This window comes from Butyrivibrio proteoclasticus P6B7 (assembly GCF_000622085.1).
In the GTDB taxonomy this organism is placed as follows: Bacteria; Bacillota; Clostridia; order Lachnospirales; family Lachnospiraceae; genus Butyrivibrio; species Butyrivibrio proteoclasticus_A.
This window is the reverse complement of record NZ_JHWL01000001.1, coordinates 125,240-149,743: the sequence shown is the minus strand read 5'-3', so window position 1 is coordinate 149,743 and position 24,504 is coordinate 125,240. Positions and strand designations below refer to the sequence as shown.

Annotated in this window: 26 protein-coding genes and 1 pseudogene; 1 reads left to right on the top strand and 26 read right to left on the bottom strand. The window is 42.7% G+C overall.

Annotated elements, in window-relative coordinates:
- Positions 1 to 50: 50 nt before the first annotated feature.
- The 7 genes from T541_RS0100695 to T541_RS0100665 all read right to left on the bottom strand — a co-directional run bounded on the left by T541_RS0100695 (position 51) and on the right by T541_RS0100665 (position 6,707).
- Entirely contained in the window at positions 51 to 1,847 is a 1,797-nt protein-coding gene (locus T541_RS0100695) for an HAD-IIIC family phosphatase (protein WP_026650899.1), read from the bottom strand.
- Positions 1,848 to 2,072: 225 nt separating this feature from the next.
- A complete protein-coding gene (locus T541_RS0100690; RefSeq protein ID WP_026650898.1) occupies positions 2,073 to 3,287 on the bottom strand; it encodes a glycosyltransferase in 1,215 nt (404 codons plus the stop codon).
- 45 nt (positions 3,288 to 3,332) lie between these two features.
- Entirely contained in the window at positions 3,333 to 3,725 is a 393-nt protein-coding gene (locus T541_RS0100685) for a VOC family protein (RefSeq protein WP_026650897.1), read from the bottom strand.
- 33 nt (positions 3,726 to 3,758) lie between these two features.
- A complete protein-coding gene (locus T541_RS0100680; RefSeq protein WP_026650896.1) occupies positions 3,759 to 4,001 on the bottom strand; it encodes an acyl carrier protein in 243 nt (80 codons plus the stop codon).
- A gap of 178 nt (positions 4,002 to 4,179) precedes the next feature.
- Positions 4,180 to 4,428 (bottom strand): FeoC-like transcriptional regulator, encoded by a 249-nt coding sequence (locus T541_RS18355; RefSeq protein WP_034465497.1) that lies wholly within the window; start codon positions 4,426 to 4,428, stop codon positions 4,180 to 4,182.
- Between the two features lie 39 nt (positions 4,429 to 4,467).
- On the bottom strand, positions 4,468 to 6,483 hold the full coding sequence (gene feoB / locus T541_RS0100670; RefSeq protein ID WP_026650895.1) for a ferrous iron transport protein B: 2,016 nt from the start codon (positions 6,481 to 6,483) through the stop codon (positions 4,468 to 4,470).
- Entirely contained in the window at positions 6,480 to 6,707 is a 228-nt protein-coding gene (locus T541_RS0100665; protein WP_026650894.1) for a FeoA family protein, read from the bottom strand. Before T541_RS0100665 ends, feoB begins: the two co-directional genes overlap by 4 nt.
- A gap of 148 nt (positions 6,708 to 6,855) precedes the next feature.
- On the opposite strand from T541_RS0100665, the gene T541_RS0100660 reads away from it, so the two are divergent.
- On the top strand, positions 6,856 to 7,209 hold the full coding sequence (locus T541_RS0100660; RefSeq protein WP_034465495.1) for a heavy-metal-associated domain-containing protein: 354 nt from the start codon (positions 6,856 to 6,858) through the stop codon (positions 7,207 to 7,209).
- Between the two features lie 8 nt (positions 7,210 to 7,217).
- Here T541_RS0100660 and T541_RS0100655 read toward each other — a convergent pair whose 3' ends face one another.
- From T541_RS0100655 to T541_RS0100565, 19 genes and pseudogenes are all read right to left on the bottom strand, one after another.
- Positions 7,218 to 8,963 carry an ABC transporter ATP-binding protein gene (locus T541_RS0100655; RefSeq protein ID WP_026650892.1) on the bottom strand — a complete coding sequence of 582 codons (1,746 nt, stop codon included), beginning with the start codon at positions 8,961 to 8,963 and terminating at the stop codon, positions 7,218 to 7,220.
- Positions 8,964 to 10,760, bottom strand: a complete 1,797-nt coding sequence (locus tag T541_RS0100650) for an ABC transporter ATP-binding protein (RefSeq protein ID WP_026650891.1) — start codon at positions 10,758 to 10,760, stop codon at positions 8,964 to 8,966.
- Positions 10,761 to 10,792: 32 nt separating this feature from the next.
- Entirely contained in the window at positions 10,793 to 11,392 is a 600-nt protein-coding gene (locus T541_RS0100645; RefSeq protein ID WP_026650890.1) for a TetR/AcrR family transcriptional regulator, read from the bottom strand.
- A 326-nt stretch (positions 11,393 to 11,718) separates the two neighbouring features.
- Entirely contained in the window at positions 11,719 to 12,120 is a 402-nt protein-coding gene (locus T541_RS0100640) for a DUF3795 domain-containing protein (protein WP_026650889.1), read from the bottom strand.
- Between the two features lie 25 nt (positions 12,121 to 12,145).
- The gene (locus T541_RS0100635) at positions 12,146 to 13,516 is read right to left on the bottom strand and encodes a serine hydrolase domain-containing protein (RefSeq protein ID WP_026650888.1); all 1,371 of its coding nucleotides are present in this window, start codon (positions 13,514 to 13,516) and stop codon (positions 12,146 to 12,148) included.
- Complete coding sequence (locus T541_RS0100630; RefSeq protein WP_026650887.1) at positions 13,513 to 14,067, bottom strand: flavodoxin domain-containing protein; 555 nt, start codon at positions 14,065 to 14,067, stop codon at positions 13,513 to 13,515. The genes T541_RS0100635 and T541_RS0100630 overlap by 4 nt, the downstream gene beginning before the upstream one ends.
- A 145-nt stretch (positions 14,068 to 14,212) precedes the next feature.
- Positions 14,213 to 14,410 (bottom strand): hypothetical protein, encoded by a 198-nt coding sequence (locus T541_RS0100625; protein ID WP_026650886.1) that lies wholly within the window; start codon positions 14,408 to 14,410, stop codon positions 14,213 to 14,215.
- Between the two features lie 14 nt (positions 14,411 to 14,424).
- A complete protein-coding gene (locus T541_RS18350) occupies positions 14,425 to 14,652 on the bottom strand; it encodes a hypothetical protein (RefSeq protein WP_034465492.1) in 228 nt (75 codons plus the stop codon).
- A 340-nt stretch (positions 14,653 to 14,992) separates the two neighbouring features.
- A pseudogene (gene eno / locus T541_RS18345) lies at positions 14,993 to 15,697 on the bottom strand (phosphopyruvate hydratase); the annotation flags it as partial.
- Between the two features lie 29 nt (positions 15,698 to 15,726).
- The gene (locus tag T541_RS0100610; protein WP_026650885.1) at positions 15,727 to 16,158 is read right to left on the bottom strand and encodes a DUF3021 family protein; all 432 of its coding nucleotides are present in this window, start codon (positions 16,156 to 16,158) and stop codon (positions 15,727 to 15,729) included.
- Between the two features lie 2 nt (positions 16,159 to 16,160).
- Positions 16,161 to 16,595 carry a LytTR family DNA-binding domain-containing protein gene (locus T541_RS0100605; protein ID WP_026650884.1) on the bottom strand — a complete coding sequence of 145 codons (435 nt, stop codon included), beginning with the start codon at positions 16,593 to 16,595 and terminating at the stop codon, positions 16,161 to 16,163.
- Between the two features lie 11 nt (positions 16,596 to 16,606).
- The gene (locus T541_RS0100600; protein ID WP_051538008.1) at positions 16,607 to 17,527 is read right to left on the bottom strand and encodes an ABC transporter permease; all 921 of its coding nucleotides are present in this window, start codon (positions 17,525 to 17,527) and stop codon (positions 16,607 to 16,609) included.
- A complete protein-coding gene (locus T541_RS0100595) occupies positions 17,520 to 18,440 on the bottom strand; it encodes an ABC transporter ATP-binding protein (RefSeq protein WP_026650882.1) in 921 nt (306 codons plus the stop codon). The genes T541_RS0100600 and T541_RS0100595 overlap by 8 nt, the downstream gene beginning before the upstream one ends.
- A gap of 176 nt (positions 18,441 to 18,616) precedes the next feature.
- Positions 18,617 to 19,426, bottom strand: coding sequence for a transporter substrate-binding domain-containing protein (locus tag T541_RS0100590; protein WP_026650881.1), 810 nt, complete (start codon positions 19,424 to 19,426; stop codon positions 18,617 to 18,619).
- Positions 19,427 to 19,514: 88 nt separating this feature from the next.
- Positions 19,515 to 20,249 carry an amino acid ABC transporter ATP-binding protein gene (locus T541_RS0100585; RefSeq protein WP_026650880.1) on the bottom strand — a complete coding sequence of 245 codons (735 nt, stop codon included), beginning with the start codon at positions 20,247 to 20,249 and terminating at the stop codon, positions 19,515 to 19,517.
- 37 nt (positions 20,250 to 20,286) lie between these two features.
- Positions 20,287 to 20,961 carry an amino acid ABC transporter permease gene (locus T541_RS0100580; protein WP_026650879.1) on the bottom strand — a complete coding sequence of 225 codons (675 nt, stop codon included), beginning with the start codon at positions 20,959 to 20,961 and terminating at the stop codon, positions 20,287 to 20,289.
- A 207-nt stretch (positions 20,962 to 21,168) separates the two neighbouring features.
- The gene (locus tag T541_RS0100575) at positions 21,169 to 21,636 is read right to left on the bottom strand and encodes a hypothetical protein (protein WP_026650878.1); all 468 of its coding nucleotides are present in this window, start codon (positions 21,634 to 21,636) and stop codon (positions 21,169 to 21,171) included.
- A 151-nt stretch (positions 21,637 to 21,787) separates the two neighbouring features.
- Entirely contained in the window at positions 21,788 to 23,722 is a 1,935-nt protein-coding gene (asnB, locus tag T541_RS0100570) for an asparagine synthase (glutamine-hydrolyzing) (RefSeq protein ID WP_026650877.1), read from the bottom strand.
- 6 nt (positions 23,723 to 23,728) lie between these two features.
- The gene (locus tag T541_RS0100565; protein ID WP_026650876.1) at positions 23,729 to 24,487 is read right to left on the bottom strand and encodes a hypothetical protein; all 759 of its coding nucleotides are present in this window, start codon (positions 24,485 to 24,487) and stop codon (positions 23,729 to 23,731) included.
- Between the last annotated feature and the right edge of the window lie 17 nt (positions 24,488 to 24,504).

Here is a 24,504-nt window from a genome sequence, read left to right as displayed (position 1 = left end):
TGTCCTTGCTATCGTTACGTGTGTTGTGTAAGTTTGGTTATCCTATCTTATTAGCTAAGCTTTACATCAATGTAATGGTTCTTGTTGTCATACTCTTCAGGAATATCGAACTTGAAGGTAATGTTGCCTGCTGCATCCTCTGATACCTTCTCAAATCCCTGAAGGAGGTAGAAGTCCTTAACCATCTTGTTCTTGGCTGTTGGATAGTAGTAGCCGTAAATGGTGTTAATGTTCTTGTCCTTGGCCTTTGCAACCAGAGCGTCCATCATGGCAAACTCCATGTCACGCTTAAGAACGCGGCAACTCATAAGCCAGAGATCCATGTGGAGCGCATCCTCGCGGATGTTACCGATCACGAGAGATACGATTCCGTTGTCGCCAAATTTATCTGTAAGTCTACCATACAATGTGATATTAGCTGGGTCGGCTGCTGCCTTCTCAATGTCATCCTGTGTATAGCGCTTGGTTGTTAAGTTGAACTGGTTACTCTTATTGGTAAGCTGCGCAATGCGAGGCATGTACATCTTCTCGAAAGGAGCGATATCTGCAGTCATCTCAAGGCTCTTTAAGTACTCGCCATAGTCTGCAAAGCTCTCTTCAAGACTAGCTCTTTTGATATTGGCCATGTACATCTCGTTACGCTTCTTGTCATCCTCGGAAATAAGTGTTGCCTCAAAGAATCCAGAGTGATCAAGGATCCTGATATAGTGCTCAGGACTATCCATCTCTGGGGCCTGGGTTCCTGGAAGCTGCCCCTTTACGATTTCACGCTCTGCAGGGTTGTCATCCACAAATACCAAAGACTCTGGAAGGACGTTTAATTCTGTGGCGATGGCCTTAAGGTTCTCGCTCTTTGGCTCCCAGTTGGCCTTGATGATAACAAAGTCCTCTTCCTTGAGCTTTCCGTCTGGATGGTTGATGCCGGCAATGGCGTTTTCTCTTTCATTCTTGGAGTCAATTGTAAGGACAACGCCAAGGTCTTTTTGCATCTTGATGTAATCCTGGAACTCAGAATAAACCTGACCAAGGTTGGTCTCCTGGCCAATCTCAATGCCATCAACACCGTCGTCGCCTACGACACCGCCCCAAAGGGTATTGTCAAGGTCAAGAACAAGGCCCTTCTTGTTCTTACCGTAAATGGACTTGATGATGTTAGCTATGTTAAATGAAAGTGTTGGAATGGCCGGTATGCAAAGGGCATACTTGTACATGTGCCAGGCCATTGGATCTGACCAGGCATCAAGGCCATAGCAGCTTGAAAGGTAGTTGATATCGTTGATAAAAAAGCTTGTACCTTCCTTAGCGCACTTTCTTGCGTATTCGTTGAATTTCTCGTTAAGTCTGTTCACAAAGGAAAGTCTTCCGTGAACATCGTAGACATCCCTGTTTCCAAGGAGTCTGTAGAATGGAGCTTCGAAGTTGTTCTGAATAATTGGGCAGTGGTAGGTGTCTGAAAGCTTCTGCCACATGGTCTCGAAGTGTCTGTAGGTGGCGTTAAGCTTAGCCTCCACCACTTCGTCGGTATCGTTCATATCAGGATATTCCTTGATGTTCCTGTTGCTGGTGTGAACGAAGATAATGTCCGGGTTAAAAGAGCTAAGCTCTTCACCAGGGAACATGGCATCCTGGTAGTACTGGCCATATTCGGACTCATAGAATACTGGCTCTATGCCGTAGTTCAAAAGGAACAGTTCCAGGATCCTTATAATATCATGAGTAGTGGAGCCACCAAGAACCGCAATCTTCTTGGTGATTCTAGATGAACCGTCGCCAAGGAGAGCCTTTTTGAGACTCTTTGATTTCTTTAAAATATAGTTGTTGTCAAAAGGGTATTCTAATTCGTGCATAAGTTTCCTTTACTGGCTATGAGGACGTCATATACAGATATAAATATATACCGTCGCTCGCGGTCCCTACGGGCCCGAAATCGCTCCTTGTATATATTTATATCTGTATATGACTGACTACGTAACCGGAAAATAAAAATATGTATGTATTATTATTTTTTTGATAACAGTAAATAGATATTATAAAAAACTAATATCTTTATTATTTGCCTATCTTATCTACTGTCATCCAATAATCTTATCTAGATAATCCTTCCAGGCTTTGTTTGTCACCTCAGGATTGTACTTCTCCTGAACCTTTGTAGCTTCTTTCCCCAATCGTTCGCATAGTTCCGGATTGCTTAGTAATCTTGTAATGGCGTTAACCATGGCATCCTCATCCTTAATAGGAACAAGAATTCCGTTCTCTCCATCCCTAATTAAATCCTTAGGCCCTCCACAAGGGCAGTCTGTTGAGATGCAGGGAAGGCCTAGGCTCATGGCTTCAATGAGGGAATTGGGCATTCCTTCCTGGCTGGAGGCAAGGATAAAGAGGCTTGCTTTCTCTATGTGCTCTGGGACGTTGCGGACAACACCTCTAAATTCTACTCTCTGCTCAATGCCAAGTTTAACGGCAAGGTGCTGGAGCTTTATTCTATCTGGACCATCTCCGTAAAGGATAAGGCTATAATCTTTAAATTTATCTACTGTGGCCTTTGCAAAGGCGCTCATAACCATGGACTGGTTCTTGTTCTCATCAAGTCTTCCCACCATGACTATTCTCTTCTCCCTGTCTCCAAGATAGTAAGGTCTTATAAAGGATGGGTTAATGGAGTTGGGAAGAATGGTACATTTCTTTTGAATAAAAGATGGGAACCATTTGAGGGCATCTGTAGTCTGGACGATGATGCCTGCTGCCTTTGGGAAGGTGGCCAGCATGCCGGACTTAAGAGCCATTGTGTTGTATTCCATGTCGGGATCTGCTCTTACAGAAACCACGACTTTGATTTCTTCTCGTGTGGCTGTGGAAAGGGCCATGATGTTGTTTTTGCCGATGAAGCTAAGAACCAGGTCAGGCTTGATCTCTTTCCATATATTCCTAAGCTTATTGCTGCGAAGCTTTAAGTTCTTTAGTCTGCTTTCCTTTTCGCTTGGGAGGAGAGCTGAGAAGACACGCTTTATTCCGTCCTTCTCGCCGCCTTCAAGATCTACCCAGACGGGATTTTCTTCTGTATCCAAAACAAGGGTTGCTCCCTCATATCCTGCGGGAACAACCTTCCATGCTGCGTGCTTTGCTTCATATTCGTTGGCTGCCAGATAGGTGGTTACCAGGGTAACTTTATAACCCTGCTCGAAAAAGAAATCTGCAAGGTTCACCATAACTCTCTCTGCGCCGCCCTTTTTAAGGGATCCGATATAAAGTGCTATATGCTTTTGTTTTGATGCTTCTGCTTTAGGCAATTCTTATTACCTCAAATTCATCGTAATTTCTTTTTACAAAAAGAACTATCGAATCTCCACCAGTTCTATGATGCCCATGCTGTTGTTGTACATGAACACAACTCTGTCATTGTCGATGCATGGTGCCACCTCTGGCTCCTGCATCATGGTGTAATGCTTGTCTGAAAGCTCAGCTACTGCCTTATCCAGGTCCTCTACTTCGTAACAGAAGTGGTAAGGAGTGTTCTTGTATCTTGCAAGAAGTGGATACATGGGAGATTCCTTGTCTACAGGCTCAATGAGCTCTACGCGGTAATCTCCGTTCACCAGAAACTCGATATTGATCTTGCGGATATCATCGTACTTAACTGGTCTCTCCACGATGAAGCCAAGCTCTATGTACTTGTTACGGCTCTTTTCCAGGCTCTTGGCAAGGTAGCCAACGTGATGTATCTTCATGGTTCTCCTAAAATAGTTAGTTCTTTTACCAAATTATGAAAGCTTGCTGATGATGATGTCAGCCATCTCGCCAACGTTCTTCATGGCAACAATCTGACCCATTGTGAACTTGATGTCGAATTCCTGCTCAATAGCGTTCATAAGGTTGATGTGCTCAAGGGAATCCCAATCGTCGATGTCGTCAGCAGTTGTTGTCTCGTTAACTGTGATATCGTCGTCCTCGAATACATCTCTGAATACTTCATTTATCTTTTCAAAAACTTCTTCTCTTGTCATCCTATATTACCTCCATAGTATCATCGGTATTTTACCATAAATACGTCTGACATTATAGTCTACATATTAATTATGTTCAAATGACAAAAAATAAGTCAGTGATCTGACAGAGGGGACGGTTCTCTTTGACTTATTGAATGCAATAAGTCAAAGAGAACCGTCCCCTCTGTCACCATTGTCATCTTGTCATGACTACTTCATACATAGCGCCCATGTTCTTAAAGCCGTCCTTGGGCGCACACTTATTGCAGTCACCACCACAGCTCTTTCCTGAACAGGCGGACATGTCCACCTTGCGGACTATGCCCATGTGCTCAAGGTATTCGATTTGTCTTTTTACATCTTCTACTGTTGTGTGAAGTTCAATAGCCAGAAGCTTTTCTGTTCTGGCGTGACCATCGCTTAGTAGCGCTAATAAGTCTTTCATATAGTTTCCTCAGATTATTGAATCCGAAAATCATTTATCTTAGAAGATCAAAAGTCCAACGTGGTAAGCAACACATGCGAGAAGAAGCGCTGTGAATGTGTAGTACAGGGCAATCTTGGCTGTCCACTTAACTGAGTAGGTCTCCTGGAAGGTTGCTGCAAGAGCTACAACGCAAGGCATGTTGAAGGTCATTGCAAAGATAAAGGCAAGGGCTTCTGCCTTTGATACGTTGGCAAGAAGAATCTCCTGAAGGTTGGAAGCAGCGCCAGCTCCGCTCATGGCATCGTTGAAGGCTGTTGAAAGGTTGCCACCAGTATAAAGAGCGCTGATAACACCGATAGCTCCTTCTTTACCTACTGCAGATGCAATGAATGCCACAAAGAGCTGCCAGCCAAGGCCGAAGATCTTGGTTACAGGCTCGATTGCTGTTCCAATGCGATAAAGGATAGGCTGGGTCCCAGGAACAAAGGTGTAGCTAAGAAGCCAGAACACGCCGCATACAAGAAGAACTACGCTTGTTACACGCTTAAAGGTATCTCCTGTTCTTCCAAGAACATAGCGAAGAAGCGCGCCGATTCTTGGCTTATGATATGGAGGAAGCTCCATGATCATTCCGTATCTGTCAGCTTTCTGAACCAGCTTTCTTCCAAAGATCTTAGCTGTAACCCACATGTGTAGGATCATTGTAAGAAGTATCACCACTATTACAAGCACAGCCCATGGTCCAAAGAATATAGCTGATAGCATTGGGATAACTGCCCAAGCTGCTCCGCAAGGTACTGCCCAGGCAAGGGCGATAGTAAGAACCTTCTGTCCCCAGTTATCGATAACCCTAGCTCCTGCTGCGCCGCCCATGGTACATCCAAAGCTTACAAGGAAAGGCATAACTGACTTACCCTGAAGTCCAAGCTTACCCATGGTATTATCAAACACGTAGGAAATACGGGCCATTACGCCTACTTCCTCAAGAAGTCCAAATACTAAAGTTACGCCAAATACAAATCCCAGCATCTGCACAATGTAGCAGAAAGACTGTATGATAACGGTGCAAATTATCTGAATCAGAATCTCTGGAGCGCCTACTGATGTTAGTACTGCAGCAACTGGCGCTTTAAGACCTCCAATTGCCTGTCCGATTCCCATAAATGGAAGGGCTGGAATAAATGATCCGATAAGGCCTAAAAGAACTGTCAAAATAACTGCAGGTTTACCCCAGACTCTGCTAAGGTAAATCTTATCGAGCTTACTAAGTGCAATGCTTTCCTTCTTGGAAGTTACGCTTCCTTCAAGTATTCCATCAATCCAGCTAAACTTGCTGCTTCCAGTTGCTATTGCACCCTGACTGTTGTTGCAGATATTAACTACGTTCTTGTAATTCTCTGTTGTCATTCTTTCTTTTAACATGGAAAGAACCTGCTTATCGCCCTCCAGAGCCTTTACAGCAAGCCACATTGGAGTGAAGCCATTTATCAGATTGTCTGGAATTAGCTCTTTTAACAGGCTATAGCCTTCGATCTTCTCGTACTCTGCCTCAAGGGCAGCTACATTAATCTTGGACTTTTCCTTTACAGCTCTTTCCATAACTTCGTAGTAAGGCTCGTACTTCTTACCCTCTGTCGCTGAGAAAAGAACTACTGGGATACCAAGCTTTTTCTCTATTTCTTTTACGTTTATGGTCTTACCCTGATCTGCTGCCACGTCTGCCATATTAAGTACCAGGAAACTTGGCACGTCTATACCAGCGTAATCAGCAGTCATAAAGAGGCTTCGCTGAAGCTGTGAGCTGTCTGCAAGAATGCACACCACATCTGCCTTTCCAGAAGCAATGTAATCTCTTGTAATAAGCTCCTCGTCAGAATTGGCTGTCAGGCTATAGGATCCTGGAAGATCAGCGATCGCACACTCCATCCCCTTGTACGAAAAGCTTCCTTCCTTTTTCTCAACGGTCTTACCTGGCCAGTTACCTACGTGCTGGTGAAGACCTGTAAGTGCATTAAAAAGTGTTGATTTACCGGAGTTAGGCTGACCAAGCAGCGCTATTGATGCTGTGCTCATCCTGCCACCTCCGTAACCTCAATTCCCTTACACTCATTTCTGTTAAGTGCGATCAGAGTGTCGCGGGAGTAGATCAGCATAGGTCTGTTCTTGTCGTTTCTGATGACCTTTACGGTGCAACCTGGTGTCAGACCTATGGAAGTGATTCTGCTCATGAATCTCTCATCACCAGTTAACTTGTCCACAACTGCATGGCTGTCTTTTTGTAATTCGCTTAAGCTCATATTTTACCCTCCTCATACTTTTTGCTTTTTCATACATTTGACGCTCCAACATTTTGTTAGACATCTCTAACATTATATGTTAGTATAAGCTAACATCTATAACAATATAACTTATTGAGAATGTTTTTCAAAAAGAAGGGATTTAAAAATGGTTGCACAAAATATAGTCGCAGGTCTTATCCTGGTTTTAGTCTTAGTATTGGCCGTTAGAGGCTCCATCAAACACTTTAAAGGTGAAGGTGGATGCTGTGGTGGCGGCGGAGATATAAAGGTTCCTAACAAAAAGCTCGACGGCCCAGTCATAGGAGAAATCGTTCTTATGGTTGATGGAATGCACTGCGAAAACTGCTCAAACAGAGTAAAACGCACCATCAACAGTATTGACGGTGCGTCTTGTAAGGTTAATCTACGTAAAGGCCGCGTAGATATTAAGTTTGATAGAAATATCGACCGCGATGTCTTCGTGAAAGCCATTGAAGATCTAGGCTATAGCGTTCGTTAATGACTTCCTTAGGCGATGCTCCACTGGGCGCTGTCGCTTTGAAGCTGTGCCATGTGTCTAAAGATACTACCATCCTTCTTCATAAGGTCAGATGGATTTCCTTCCTCTGCGACTTTTCCATCCTTAAGAACTACAATCTTATCTGCCGCTTCTACGGTACGCATGCGGTGGGCGATAACAAGAACGGTCTTGCCGGTAAGGAGTCTTGAAAGAGCTTCCTGGACCTTGGTCTCGTTTTCAACATCAAGAGAAGCTGTTGCTTCATCAAGAAGTACGATTGGCGCATTCTTTAGAAGTGCTCTGGCGATGGAGATACGCTGTCTTTCGCCGCCAGAAAGCTTAGCTCCGTTTTCGCCGATTGGTGTATCGTAGCCGTTTAGAAGCTTATCCACGAACTCGTCGCAGTTGGCAGCTTTCGCTGCTGCTCTTACTTCTTCATCGGTAGCGCCATGCTTACCAAGGCGGATATTCTCCATTACAGTATCATCAAAAAGAACTACATCCTGGAATACCATTGAATAGTCACCAAGAAGGACTTCCGGATCAACGGAGTTAATATCTACTCCGCCTACTTTGATTGTTCCCTTTGGTACATCCCAAAGTCTTGCAGCGAGTCTTGCGCAGGTACTCTTTCCAGAACCTGAAGGTCCAACGATGGCAGTAACTTCACCTTCCTTAGCAGTGAAGCTGACGCCGTTAAGTACCTGATCATCGTCGTAGGCAAAGGCTACATTTTCAAATACAATATCATGACCATTTGTATTAAACTCATCGGCACCTTCTGCTGCCTGAGTATCGTGAATCTCATTGATTCTGGCTGCTGAAATCTGTGACATAAGCATTTCTGCAATAAGGGCAAGGGCCTGATCAAATGGTGAATAGATTCTTGTTATCACAAGGAGGAACATGAACAGTACCATGAAGTCCACCTGTCCCTTAAGGATAAGGCTTGTTCCTGTAAGAACTGTTGTGGCAACGCCAAGACGCATGATTACGCTGGCTGCGTTAACAAATATTCCACAGGATAATTCTCCTGAAAGCATTGTCTTTTCGTGGTAATCAATCTTTCTGTTAAGATCAGCGATAAAGCTCTTTTCCTGGTTAGTTGCTCTGATCTCTCTGATATTCTCTAAGGTCTCCTGAATTCCATCTGAAACCTGAATTCCAGCTTCCTTGGTAATCTCTGAATTGCGCTTGTTGATCTTACGGCTTCCGAACAAAAGGATGAATGCTACAGGAACGCCCCACAGACAAGCAAGTGCAAGTCTCCAGTCAAAGGCAAACAGCATAATTGCAACGATTGCAGTTGAGATATAGGATCCATAAAGGTATCCAAGGCAGTGTGACCAAACGTGCTCAAGACGGTTAACATCGCTCATGATAGTTTCTGTAAGGTCAGCGAGATCTCTTTTGCCAAAGTATCCAAGAGGAAGCTTTCTCATGCGCTCTGCAAGGGAAATACGCACGCTTTTAACTTCTCTGTATACAAGTCCATATGTGGCTCTGTACTGCTGAAGATGAGTAAGAAGTGACAGCACCACAAACCCAAAGACCAGGCCTAAGATAAGCCATGTATTTGGAAGCTCTGCGCCATACGTAAGGGTATTCATGTACCTTGTCATCATCATGTACAGAATTCCCATTCCACCCATAGCAAGAAGATTAACTATAACTGTCCAAAAGGTTGCCGACTTGGCATTCCTTATTCCCTGATCGGTAAGTGCATACTTTTTCTGAAACTCTTTTCCAAACATTTACATCGCCTCCCCTGCACTAATACGCCATTTAACTGCCTTGTTATAATCTGTCCACATGCGGCTGTACATGCCATCCTTATCCTTAAGAGCTTTGTGTGTGCCCTCTTCGATGGCGCGACCATTATCAAGCACAATAATCTTGTCTGCACCTACAACAGTTGAAAGCCTGTGGGCAATCATGATAACTGTCTTATCCTTGGTAAGTGCTCCGAAGGCTTTCTGGATAAGAACTTCGTTCTCAGGATCTGCAAAGGCTGTAGCCTCATCAAGAACTACGATAGGAGCATCCTTAAGGATTGCTCTGGCAAGGGCTACACGCTGCTGCTCTCCGCCTGAAAGGTAAGTGCCTTCTGTTCCGATCACTGTATCCATGCCGTTTGGAAGTTTACTTAGTATGTCATCACATTGGGCAGCAGAGAGAGCTCTTTTTACCTCTTCTCTTGTGGCACTTGGCCTTGCAGCTCTTACATTCTCTAAGATACTTGCCTTGAACAGCCTGTTATTCTGGAAAACAAATGCTATCTTGTCCATGAGAACATGAGGGTCCATGTCGCGAACGTCGACGCCGCCCACAAGTACGCTGCCTTCAGTAACATCCCAGAATCTTGGGATAAGGCTGGCTGCTGTGGTCTTTCCTCCTCCGGAAGGTCCTACAAGGGCCACAGTCTGTCCTGGTTCCACCGTAAAAGAAACATGATCTATAGCTGGGATATTGGCTCCGTCATAAGTAAAGCTAACGTTTCTAAATTCAATGCTGTTATCCTTAGGCTCCTTTGGATTATCAGTGATTTCCAAGGTTGGTGCAGCCATAACCTGAGCGATTCTTCCAAGTGCTGTGCTAGCAAGCATCATGCCACTTGCTGCGAACATTATTCTTGCAAGAGCTGTGGAAACAATAGCTGAGAACACAGCATAGAATGCAAAGTTAGTTACAAAAGCTGCAAAGTTACCTGTCTTAAGAGCTCCTGGAGCGATGAAAAGCGCTACCGGAACCATAAAGATGAATGCGCCTTCTGTTGCGGTAAGATTCACAGCCTGTGGAAGCTGACAAACATCAGCGGCGTAAAGCTCTGCCTTTTTACTGTAGTCCTCAATAGCTTCCTTGAAAGCCTTGAAGGAATAAACTGTCTGCTGGAAAACCTTTACAACTGGGATTCCGCGGACATATTCTGTGCCAGCTTTACTCATGTAGTCCTGAGCTGCCTGATATTCCTGCATAAGCTTGGCATTCTTGCCGCCCATCATGGTGAACATGGCTGCTACAGAAACTACTGCTGCTATAAGGCAAGCTGCACCCATTCTCCAGTCAAATACAAACATCAAAACCACCATTCCAATGAACATGGCAGCACTGCCAACGATATCGGCAAGGTTATGAGCTAGAAGAGTCTCTGTCTCTGAAGCAGCGCCATCAAGACGGTTACGAAGAAGTCCTGATGCATTGGAATCAAAGAATCCAAGAGGCGCCTTCATAAGGTGCTCCATGCCCTGCTTTCTAATATTAGATGCAGTTCTAAATGCAGCAAGGTGAGTGCACATCAGTGCTGCGAAGTATACCGCGATTCCTGCAATAGAAAATGCAAATGCCATCCATCCGTATTTTCCTATTCCTGATGCTAAGGTCCAGTTTGGTGCCACTGCGATCAGATCCCTCGCCACCAGCCATATGCAAATATATGGCAGCATTCCAAGGATCATTGCTATTCCCGATAGCATAAGTCCAAGAAATGTTAATACTTTGTAGTTGCCCGCGTACCCAAGAAGTACGGCAAGGTCACTTTTTTTCTTTTTCATATGTCCCTCCTTTATGTATTTGCTAAACAACGCTAAAAACCAAGAAATTTACGCCAACCTTCTTTAAAGAAAAGAGCTAATGTATCTGCATAATGAAGTGCCTCTTCATAAGAAAAATCATGATCGATCATTTCAAGCACCGCGGAGTACTGCGCGCTTAAGATCAAATGCATCTCCTTATCATCTACGTGATTGATATGCATTCCTTCTGCCTCAAGTTCTTCCATGAAATTAAGAGTTGCGCTCTGAATTTTCGTGATAATCTCATGCAGGTAATTCTCATATTTAGTTCCTTTGCTCTTAAAGAACAGAAGCTTTTGCGCATCAATGTTCTGATAGAGCATATCGACAATCATTCTTGACTGCTCTGTGTCATTCCACATGGCATCAAGTCCGCATTTTCTAGCAGTATCAGTCTGCCTTATCTCTTCAGTTATGCACATTGACTCCCATGCACTTACTACTGGCTCCACAACTGCATCAAAGATATCCTCTTTGCTTGTGTAGTGCCGGTATAGAGCTGTTGCCGTTATGCCTACTTTAGATGCAATCTTGCGCATAGAGGCTTCCTGAAACCCCTTTTCCATAAACTCTTTTCTGGCAGCCTCTAGTATCTCTTCCTTTGTATCCATTTAGGTTCCTTTGGTAAACTTGTTGTGTTAACACCGTTAACTTTGTTAGCTACGTCTAACATTGTAATAGGCTACAGATGCGGAGTCAATGGATTTAAGGTTACTTGAAATGAGAATTATTCTCATCTTTTCATCTGTGTTTTGGGGCAAAAAAAGAGCCGTTTAACAGTAAATAACACCGGTAAATGGCTCAATCCGTAACTAGTAATTATTAGATATCATAAATTATCAATCGTACTCAAAAATACCCTGCACTGCGTCGGATACATTCATAATATCCTCATATGCAAGAAGATTTACCCTATTACATCCTCTCGCTTTAGGATCTATTGCTTTTCTCCTATCTGTATAAACTGAATCAATTCCTCGATGTCGTCAAAGTCGTCGTAATCACCGATTATTCCTTCACGGTGGTAGACTACTCCTGCCTTTTCGTTAATCTCCAATCGGTCAAGCAGTGCCTCCATACCAAAGCGGCGGATATACTCGGTAAAGGCAAGCGGCTTTAGTTTTTCACCAAACAAGCCTTTTCTACAATCTAACTCATCGCACTGCCAGCATCCTGGAACACCCTTGGCTATTCCGCAATTTCTATTTACGCAGAAGTCAGCATCCTTGCACCATGACAGTTCTTTAAACCCATCAAGCTTACAGCCCTTGCATGTGACATTCTCAGAGCACAGACAACACGCCAGTCCACATCTTGCTATTCCAAGTTCACGTTTCATAGATTTCCTCCCACCTTTCAAAACTTCAAATGCATTTATCTTTAGACTGAAACTTAATACGAATCACACTTCTGGCAAACAGCCATAGCTCCCATAGAGTAAACGCCAACAAACTAATGATCATCACGCCAAAACTATATGGCATCCAAACAAATAAAAATCTATAGCTGATATGAGAAATCACTGGAATCAGGAGAAGCACAATTATGATCGCTAGCCCACAGCAAAGGCATAATTTCTTTTGCCCATTCTTAAGTAAAAGAGCTACATACAAAATCAAAAGTGTACCAATGATAAACAAAAAATCATAAAGTTCCTGATTAGAAATGCACAGACCGATTCTTGCATTCACACCCATATGCATTCCATATATTCCATCTGCGATCCTTGTAGCCATATCTCCGTCAGAAGCAGACAAGACAAATACCCCAAATTCACGATCTCTCGACATGATAATCTGAGTGCTGAAATTAGGATTATTTCCACCATGGTGAACAGTCTCAGGATACAGATTCCATCCTGCATAGTAATTGTTTGCTTCTGTTATAGGAAAAGAACCAAAGTCGATGTTATTCCTTACATATCTCATCCACGTAACAAGATCGTTAGTATTTGAAACAAGGTATCCTGCTGCCGTATTTCCGTAATAGGTTGGAGCATTATAGCGTCTTGATTCAAAGAAGCCTGCCTTATGGCCAGGAAAAATACGCTCTCTGTCAGAATCACTTGTTCTAAAAAAAGACTCAGTCATCCCCACATCATCCAGAATAGTATCAGTAATATAATCCTCATACTTTTCTCCTGTAATCTTCTCAATGATCAGCGCCAGCACATCATAATTGATTGTTGCATACTCATGGACTTCACCAGGCGCGTGGGCAAGCTTAACATCAGCGATCTTTCTGACAGTATCTTCCAAGGTTATTTCGCCTTTACTTCCTTCCGGAATAAGTGAGATGGTCCATACAGGAATACCACTTGAATGGTTCAAAAGATGGCTTACTGTAATTACAGCATCCAAGCCTCTATACTGGGGTCTGAACCAGTCTATGTAATCAGTGACCGGGGCATTTAGATCAACCAAGCCCTCTTCCGCAAGATTAAGAATTGCTAAACCTGTGAAAGCTTTTGTCGTAGACCCTAATTCAAAAAGCGTATGCTCATCTACACTTTCACCATCAATGTCACAATACTCCAAATAAATAGTCTCATCGCCATCCATTATTCCAACAGAGACGGCTCTATTGTGAGTCATGCTACAGATTCTATCTATGTATTGCTGCTCTTCCTGAATGGTGTATTCCTTTGAATCGTAGTGCAGAGCAAAGAATACTATAGTGATAATCACCATAATGATCAGGAGGCATCTTCTGATTATTGTTTTTCGTCTATTCATGAAGCTGATTCTTCCTCTTCTGCTCCTCTAAGGTAGGCTGCGATAGGCTCTATATACTTAACATCAGAAATATCATAGGATGAAGCCATTCTGTCGAACATTTTCTTTTGCTCTTCTGTCGCATCCTTTTTATTTCTAAGAGCTGACACGAACATCTTCATGGCAATTCTGGTCGGAGCGCTCATCTTCTCATAGTTCATTCCACCCTGGCAATAAAAGAGCTTGATCTGTTCCCTCTGCTGATCTGTAAGTGCGTTCTGAAGTAAAGAATCCACCTGTGGCTCACCATTTGGAGTTCCGCCAACACAGAATGCTGCAAGACGCTTATTCTCCCAACTTGGAGCCTTATCAAGAAACCACTTGATCTTGGAAATCTTCTCAGCCATAGCCCATCCGCCATAGCAGATTGCATCATAGTCGTCAAAAAAGCTATCACTCTTTTTCTGAGCGTCCTTAAGATCAAGAAGATCTCCCCCTACTCTGTCTGCAAGCCACTCTGCGTATCTCTTTGTGAATCCTGTCTGTGATGTGTAAATGATTAGTGTTTTCATAATTCCCTCCCATAATTAAGCAAATCTGTATCTGAAAAAAATTATCTATATGCTTTTCTATCTATTCTAACACTAATTTGCTGTCAACAAATCGTTTTCACAATAATAAAGGGTGCTCCTTTAGAGAGCACCCTCATGTTCACTATCACTTATAATCTGCTGATACTTCCGCAAAAGACCTATCGCCGCTTATGTAATCAGCGTATGCAGTCTCAGCATCTTTCCCATGAAAAACCTTACACAGACCACACATATCACAGTCTGCAATACAGGGAAATCTTTTCTTAATATATTCTCTACGATCTTCTACTGTAGAGTCTTTTATCTCAGGAGCACTTCCCATAAACACAATTCCTCTCAATGAATCTGCCTGTCCTGGCGATACTTTTCCATGTACTCCATGTTTATATCACGGATTTCTTTCTTGCCATCAATATAGTCCTGATAAATATCCCAGGGGCTTCCGCCACCAAGCCAGCATGAAGAGCAGTTCTCACAACCACCGCCACAATCCAAGGAGTTTTTAACTATCTGCTCCCTCTCTTCTCGTGTTGTGTCCTTGATAAGAATTGATTTTCTTTCCATTATCTTTTCTCCATCAGTATTGACTCGTATTCTTCAGCTATATAGTTTTGCATTTCTTATAATGTTTACGATTTTTTACCCCACTATTCTATGTATATTATACAGTATTTCTGAGTTCACCAATTGCATTTGCTTCTCCTCCTAATTGCATTCTTCAGAACAAAGTACATATCCAGGCTATTATCAATGTTTCCTGCACTGTGTTTTTCTCGATGTGATACATATTCGTTCTTCCTTATTTCTTTATGCTGCCATCTGCATGGGTATTGCCTCTGCAATAGTCATGCAATCAAGAGTTTTTACCAAGATTTTTTATTTTGTTCATACCCCTCCCACATCCTTACTGTACGTGGAAAGCCTTCATTCCAGGATATACTGCTGCATCTCCAAGCTGCTCTTCGATACGAAGAAGCTGATTGTATTTAGCAACACGCTCTGAACGGCTAGGTGCACCTGTCTTAATCTGGCAGGTATTAAGTGCAACTGCAAGATCTGCAATTGTTGTATCTGCTGTCTCTCCTGAGCGGTGTGATGAAATAGCTGTATAGCCAGCATTATGAGCCATCTTAATAGCTTCAAGTGTCTCAGAAACTGATCCGATCTGGTTGAGCTTAATAAGAATAGAGTTACCAGCGCCAAGAGAAATACCCTTGCTAAGGCGCTCTGTGTTAGTAACAAAGAGGTCATCACCAACAAGCTGAACCTTATGTCCAATCTTGGCTGTCATTCTCTGCCAGCCTTCCCAATCTTCCTCATCCAGGCCATCCTCGATTGAGATGATTGGATACTTATCTACAAGACTCTCCCAATGGGCGATAAGCTCGTCGGATGTAAACTCTTTTCCTGACTTAGGCTGCTTGTAGAAGCCCTTACCTTTTTCGCTCTTCCACTCAGAAGCAGCTGCATCCATGGCAATCTTGAAGTCTCTGCCAGGCTCAAATCCTGCTGCCTTTATAGCCTCCAGAATCTTCTCAATTGCTTCCTCATCGCTCTTAAGCTGATTAGGAGCAAAACCGCCCTCATCACCAACAGCTGTAACATCGCCCATGACAATGGGGGACGGTTCTAGGTGACTTACTCCTTATCCCTTACGCTATCCAGCGCATCCGAGATAACCTTCTCATCATGCCTAAACATGATAGAGGTACCTATCCAAGCTCCAAAATACACAACTACATAGATGATTGAGACAAAAATGCCACCACGTAAACTTCTATACCAATAGCACACGTGACCAAAAGCCATGATTATCCCATAGAGCAAAATAAAATGCAGGATCGTTCTTACAACAAAACTTAGCCTAGACTGTGCATAGCCATCATTGTATAAAAGAAGGCATGTCACGACGCTACAGGCAAAACTTGCAACCACGATAGATCCTGGGATATACCAGTCAAATGCCCATTCATATTTTCTCATTACAAATAAACCGTATATACTGACGGCGCACAGCACCATGAAGCTTACCATCATTGTCTGTCCAATTATGACTTTTATCTTTTTCATAGTTACAGGCCCAACCTTTTCTTCATCTCTTTGACATAGCTTCTGGAAATAAGAACCGCCTCTCCATTCAAAAGAACTGCTCTCATTCTGGCATTGGACTCAGCCTTTACACTTTTGATCTTCCTGATATTACAAAGAAGAGACTTAGAACACCTGAAAAATCTAAAATCCAGCTCTTTTTCAATCTCATAGAGTCTGCTTCGAATCTCAATACAGTCATCTTTAGTGTAGGCAAAGCACTTGTCATCTACGGTTTCAATATAATAGATTTTAGAAATTGGACAGGGAACGCTCTCTCCGTCTTTGACACCCATTATTATCCGCTCGCCGTTTTCAAGAAGTCCAATGGCGGTTTCTATAGCAGGCGTGCGCTCATGGGCATTTATTATCGCATGTTCACTTTCACCCTGTGGTATTTTTGTAAACGTTACCTTCAAGATTTTCCCCCTCACACTTTGTTATAAACTCTGGGATAAATGATTCTGATAGCAGCTACTAAAGCTACTGTAACCATTATGATATAAATACAGGTCTGATTCAATGTCCAGACACTTGATCCCACCTTCGAATTGAAAGTAAATACGCTGCGCATTGCTTCAGCAAAGGCTCCATTATCAAGTCCCCCGATACTCTCATCCATATGCTGCAATACACCACCAATGAGGTAATTTCTGATAAGAATTGTCACTCCTGTTGCAGGCACCAGATTACATACATTCTGAATGGTCTTATTAAATTCAGAAAGTGGCAGATATGCTCCAACCACAAAGCCGGATACAGCAGATATTATTCCCATAAAGGCGCTGCAGGTTCCCATTTTCTTAAAGAACATCATGATCAGTGTAAAAAGAGCTGTAGCTGAAACCGTTCCAAGGAATATCACTCCTATAAGTCTGATGATGTCAAGCGCTGTGATATACAAATCTCCATTAGCAAAAAGAACTATGAGTCCCCCAGCAAGAACTACTAATGTTTGAAGAAAGGCTGTTACTACAGCTGCAATGAAATATGAAAGGATTATTTCAGCTCTTTTTACAGGTGTTGCCATCATATCGTAGTAAACTCTCTCCTCACGATCTCTTACAATTGTCTGAAGGGCGTTGTAAGGAATTGTGATAAGAGCTGAGCTGATGATTCCTGCAAGCATAAGTCCGTTTACAAACTGGTCCATATCCTTTGAAGAAACAAGATTTCCAAGGTCAGAAGCTGCATTCTCCAGAGAATATAAAAAGCTGTTCTTAAGGAAAAGAATATAAAGGATCAGAATTATGATAGGGGTCAGCATTGAGAAAAATATAGATCCCTTGTTGTTTAAATATACCAGCATATTTCTTTTTGTAAGTCCCATAATTCCTCTTATCTTAGCCATTGCACTCCACCATTTCCTTTCCTGTAAGTGTTAAAAAGACATCATCCATTGTGCCCTTTATTACTTCGAAATCTTTGATAAAATCTCTATATTTCCAGACAAACTCCATGATTCCCTCATCCATCAATATGTTGTAATGATCTGCCTCGTAACTAAATCTTGGAGAAGTTAAGTTTTCTATGATCCTTGTGTTTTCTTCGCATTCCCTCGTATACCAGATCAGCTTCTTGCCTGTGTATCTGCTCTTTAATTCAGCAGGAGTTCCTTCTGCTATTATGCTTCCCTTATCCATGATCACCACGTTGTCAGCCTCTGCCGTCTCCTCCATGTAATGGGTGGTGAGGAAAATTGTCAGGTTGTCCTTTTTCCTGAGGTGATTGATGTAGTCCCATACCATCTTGCGGGACATTGGATCAAGGCCCGTGGTGGGCTCATCCAGGAAAAGAATATCTGGCTTATGGATCAAAGCTCGTGAAATATCTACTCGCCTTCTCTGACCACCAGAAAGCTTGTCATACTTCTTATTCCAGATTTCCTCTAAATTGAATTCCTCCCAGAAGCTGTTTAAGCTCTCCATTATTTCTTTCTGGCTATATCCGTAGTAAGCACCTCTTGTTAAAAGATTCTGCTTTACCGATAGATTCCCATCCAGCACTGAATTCTGAAAGACGATTCCTATGCTCTTTCTGATGCTGTCATCCTCTTTTCCAAGCTCATATCCCATGATTCTGGCATTTCCGGAAGTCTTTGGAAGGATTGTACTTAGCATGTTGATTGTTGTAGATTTACCAGCTCCGTTCTCACCAAGGAATGCAAAGAGCTGCCCCTGTTCAACATCAAAAGAAATATCTTTTACTGCCTTTGTTTCGCCATATTGCTTTTTAAGGTTCCTAACTTCAATTGCCTTTTTCATCGTTAACCTCTTTTCTTATCTCTTGTTTTTTCCGTGGTCTTTTTTGTATCTGAAAACGATGTTAAACCATTTAAAGCAAAAAAAGTGCAACTCTGCGGTGAGTTGCACTTTTAGTATGGTAAGATGCATATTTTTTATAAGTCAGTGTGGACGGTTCTAATTGACTCCCGTTAAACTTACTCTGCTGTAATGTCTACGCCAAAGTACTTGATGGAAATCTCAGCAAGAGTGCCATCTGCTCTGAGCTCTTCAATAGCCTTGTCGATAGCTTCGCGAAGTGTATCGTTATCTGAGCCCTTTGCAAGAGGAATTCCGTACAATGTTACGTCGCTGTCTACTGCTGCTACCTTAAGATCTGTAGTACCTGTTGTCTTAATGTAGTCCTGAACAGATGTGTTAGCATTGATTGTAGCATCAACAGTTCCGTTGCTTACAAGGGTCATTGTCTCGCCAAGAGTATCAACGTTCATAACCTCTGCTCCGTACTCACGGCCCATTGCCTCGTAGGTTGAACCTGCTGAGTTAGCTGTCTTAAGGCCATTAAGATTCTCAAAGGAAGTGATTGTATCGTTTGATGCAAGAGTTACAACTACTGCGTGGTCATAAGCATAAGGTGCAGTGAAATCGTAGGTCTTAGATCTTTCTTCTGTTACATCTACGCCGTTAGCCATCATATCGAAGGTTCCTGTTGATACGCCTGTAAGACCGCCGTCGAAAGCAACCTCTTTAAACTCTGGCTCTACACCAAGCTTCTCAGCAATAGCTGCTGCCACTTCTACATCAAAGCCAATAAGCTCATCTGTAGCCTCATCGTGGTAAGTAAATGGTGCCCAAACACCTTCTGTTGCTATTGTGATCTTGCCTGCTGCCTTGATTCTTGCAAGGTGGTCCTGAGAATCTGCAGCTGACTTTGGTGAACTTCCGCAGCCTATAAGAGCTACTGTCATAGATGCTGCAAGCATCATAGCGAATATCTTTTTCTTCATAATCTAACTCCTTCTTTAAACAAAACTTAAGTGTCCAGTTACATATTCTTGAAATGATCTGCTGGTGCAGTTATCATCAAAAATCTTTTTAATTTGTTGCCAGCCTAAGGAACTCTCTGGTTCGTGCCTGCTTAGGATTTTCAAAGAACTCTTTTCCAAAGCCCTCTTCCACAATAACGCCATCTGCCATAAATACTGCGTGGGAAGATACCTCTTTTGCAAAGCTCATCTCATGGGTAACGACTATCATAGTCATTCCGTCATCCACCAATGTCCTCATAACCTCCAGTACTTCTGCTGTAAGCTGAGGGTCCAGAGCTGAAGTAGGCTCGTCAAAGTAGATGATCTCGGGATCTGTAGCGAGAGCTCTTGCTATACCAACTCTCTGCTGCTGTCCGCCGGATAACTGGCTTGGATACTGGTTTGCCTTCTCATCCATTCCAACCTTTTTAAGGACATCCATTGCCTTTTCGATGGCTTCTTTCTTAGGAACCTTTCTGGCACTGGTAAGGCCTAATGTCACGTTCTCAAGAACTGTCTTGTTGGCAAAAAGGTTGTAGCTCTGGAATACAAATCCAGTCTTCTTCCTGATGGCTGCAATGTCATTCTTGGTTATCTGTGACAAGTCGTGATCTATTCCGTCAAAGGATAGGATTCCGCTATCAGGCTTTTCCAGGAAATTGATGCATCTAAGAAGTGTGGTCTTCCCTGAGCCTGATGGACCAAGGATTGAAACCACATCACCTTTATTAACTTGTAAATCTATGCCCTTTAGGATCTCATTGTCTCCAAAGGACTTTGTAAGATTTTTTATCTCTAATATTGCCATATAAACCTTCTAAATATGTACTAGTCTGTGTTTACTTTCGAACGCCATATGTTCCAAGAATCTTCTCGCCCTTCTTCTGAAGGTAGGTAAGAACTGTGCAGAAGATCAGGTATACAAGGGCCACTTCGATATACAGCGGGAAGTAGTTGTAGGACTGGCCTGCGATCTGCTTGGTTCTTGTAAACATCTCCACAACAGTGATACTGGATGCAAGGGATGTATCCTTCACCATACTGATAAGCGCGTTAAACAGTGATGGGAAGGCTGTTCTAAAGGCCTGCGGCAAAATGATGTGCCACATGATCTGCAGGTAATTAAGTCCTGAACAGTAGCCTGCCTCCAGCTGTCCTGCTGGAACTGCCTCCATTGCTGCTCTCATAGTCTCTGAGCTGTATGCACCCTCGTTAAAAGAGAACACGATAACCGCCATAACAAATGGGTTAGCCCTGATTCCAATAAGTGGAAGTCCATAGAACGCCACCATAAGCTGAACAAGAAGTGGTGTTCCTCTGATGATCCAGATATAAAACCTACTTATCTGCCTAAGCACTGGCACATTGGCATACTGGATCATAGCCACTATTACTGCGATCACCGTTGATAATATAAACGCTATCGCTGCCAGTGGTAATGTGACCTTAAGGCCGAACTCTAATATTTTGGGAAAAGAGCTAACAAGGAGCTCTAAAGTGTCTGAGTTAAACATATATCTATCCTATAATCAATTTCATTAAGTATTATTAGTTTTAATGTCTTGCACGATTTATTGTGTGCAATTTAATCAACCACAATTATACAATGGTAATATTTCAATTGCAAGCATTTCCTACCAAGTGTGTATGAAAACATTTTATCACAGTATTTGTGGGCATTTACACATATTTTTTCGCAAAAAATTAAGAGCTCTGATTTCTCAGAGCTCTTTTACTCCTGTAGCAAGTTCTTCAGCGGTTTCGGTTTTCTCTTCCTCTATTTCGTAACGCTTTCGCGTACAGTGGTTGTATTCGTGGATGGCACGCATGATTGCGTTAAGATCTTCAGGTGTAAACATGCCTGCTGCCTTGGCTAACTGATCGATGTTATTTACATTTACATGAAGGCTTCCTCCACTTGGAAGGTAAATCTTTAGGACATTTCTTTTATCAGACATATCTCCAAGGGTTATGGCGTTCTGCTTGTAATCACAGTTAAAGACAACGCCGTTATACTCAATCAGACCATTACGAGCCAGGAAGTTATAGGGGCATGTCTTCTCGTTTTCTGCCTGAAGAATCTTGGCAAAGCTCCCCTTTGTTTCAGAAGTATTTTCTACGCGGCTCAAAGTTCCAGAAGAACTGGTATTATTCACCAAATAGAGATGCTCCATAGCCATAATATCCATAAGCAAGCCTCCAAATTCAAGAACAAAAAACGCGTCTTTCCAGTGGATATTCTCAATCCATTGAAAAGACACGCATTTCCATTGCTATCTTTTATATCGGCAAAATTATTTAGTTTTTTATAGCCATCCATTCTATTTCAAGAAAAAGCTCTTATTTCAAATAAAAATCATACCATTTCTGGAATACAAAGAATGGCCATACCAGTTTACTAAGGTTGCTGCCAGATCCTTTTCCTAAGTCTTCCTGTGCCAGATAGTTTCCTATGAAGTTCTTAACAAATGTCTCATCGAACAGTCCCTGATTCCTGATAAAAGAGCTGTCACTGTACTGAAGGAGTTGGTCCTTAAGGGCTCCGCGAAGCCACTTATCCACAGGAGCAGCAAAGCCAGTCTTAGGTCTTTCGAGCATTTCTCTTGGAATATAGTCGTAGACTATGTCCTTAAGGATATGCTTCTTATCACCATCGTGATACTTAAAGCTATGTGGAAGTCTGAAGGAATATTCCATGACTCTTGTGTCCATGATAGGGCATCTGTTCTCAAGGGAATACTTCATGGAAGCTCTGTCCATCTTAACTAAGATATCCTCAGGAAGGTAGGTGTCCATATCAAGGATCATGCGCCTTATCTGGTAATCGCTGATGTCCATGGATTTCTCTACATGGTATCTGACGCTTTTGTCAGTGTGTTCCCAGGCTCTATTGCTGAATTCACTGTTTATGTAAGCTCTTTTACCCTGTTCTCCATACACTAAGCCGTAGGCTGCATCCACATAGGTGGGAGAAGCCAGCTGGGTCTTGGTATCCTGATTCCTGTTAAGGGCGATGGCTCTTACCTTTACAGGGTACTTATCAAGGAACCTGCCTCCTGGAACAGGGATCTGGCCAAAGCCATAGGCAAGACCACCCAGGGCCTCAAGCTTTCTGGCAGACATAACCTTGTCGTATACGTTGTATCCGCAGAAGAACTCATCTCCGCCATCACCGGAAAGAGCTACTGTCACGTCCTTCTTGGCCACGGCAGACACCAGCATTGATGGAATCTGGGAGTCATCTGCAAAAGGCTCGTCATAGTACTGTGGAATACTGTCCACAAGATCAGCCATCTCTTTTTCTGAGATATAGTATTCTGTATGGTCACAGCCAAGGTGCTTTGCTATCTCCTTGGCATACTCAGCCTCGTTGTAGCCCTTTACGTCAAAGCCAATACAGAAGGTCTTAACAGGCTTATCAGACAATTCCTGGGCAATGGCTGTAATAAGGGATGAATCATATCCGCCGGAAAGGAAGGCTCCCAGGGGCACGTCAGCGATCATTCTGTCAGCCACTGACTCTTTTAACAGGCCCTTAAGATGGGCCTTGGCCTCCTGATAGTCGGTGACAGGGTCTGCACTAAGTCTCTTGTAGACCTCTTTAACATCCCAGTACTTGCGCTTTGATATCTGGCCCTTGTTGAACTTAAGGATCATGCCAGCCTCAAGCTTATAGACATTCTCAAAAACCGTATCAGGAGCAGAAATGTACTGCTGATACAGGTATCTGGAAATAATTGTTCTGTTGATTGTAGGGTTGAATCCAGGGCACTTGAAGATTGGCTTAAGCTCTGAAGCGAAGACGATGTTCTCTCCGTCAAGCCAGTAGAACAAAGGCTTCTTACCAATTCTGTCCCTGATAAGATATACGCTGTCATCCTCTCTGTCTAAAAGAGCTATGGCGAACATCCCATGGATGTGATCAACCATGTCAATTCCCCATTTAAGGTAGGCAGCAATTATGACTTCTGTGTCACAATTTGATTTATATGAATAATCGGATAATTCCTTCTTAAGATCAAGGAAATTGTAAATCTCACCGTTAAAAACAATGGAAATTCTTCCATCATTTGAATGCATTGGTTGATGACCAAGGGGAGAAAGGTCCTGAATAGACAATCTCCTCTGGGCAAAACCGATAGCATAGTCATTTTTACTCTCAAAAATCTCGACACCGCTGTCATTTGGACCGCGATGAAACATGGTATCATTCATTTCGCGGAGCTGTTCTTCTGTTATTCTCTTTTTTGAAATATATCCGCAGATACCACACATAGTTTTTTACTCCAAAGGTAACTTCTCAAAGTTGTCGCGAAGTGGTCCGAAGTCCTTACATTCGTTGTCGATGGAATCAAGAAGCTCTACATACTTCTCATTGATGAGAGTCTTGTAGTTCTCAAGGTTGTCATAACCCTTCTTAGTCCAGGCAAATGGATGTGTAAGGATCTGAATCTTCTTGTGAGCCTTGATTGTCTCAGCATCAGGATAGCCATATCTCCAGATGTGGTTAGCATCTGACATGTACTTAACTTCAAGCTTGGACTCTGGTGTAGCCTTAGGGTCAAAGGAGAAGAAGTCGTCCTGATAAGCATTGATGATGCCAGGAATCTTGATGTTCTCTGCAAGGATGTCTGGAGATGGTCTATGAACTGAGAAGGAATTAACCTCAAAGCCAAGCATATCGCTGAGCATATCCATTTCCTGCTTGATTCTCTGTCTTACAAGCTTCATGTCTGTCATGCCGTTAAGAGCAAAGTGAAGACCGATGTGCTGGCCTCTCTCATGCATGTCTGTAAGGATGTCTCTGTTCTTACGGGAAAGGATGTTATAAGAGTTGTTAGTCCACTGGAAAAAGAAGGTGGATCTGAAATCTTCGCTTTCCTCAACCTTGGAAAGGGCATAAGCTCTTTCTACAGAGTACTCAACATCATGTCTCATGATGATGAACTCGTCTCTCTCCTTAGCCTCTTCATATGTAGCATAAAGACCTGTATCCTTAATTGCTCTGATTATTTCTCTGTAATCTTCGTATGAAAACATATCTAACTCCTTAAAAT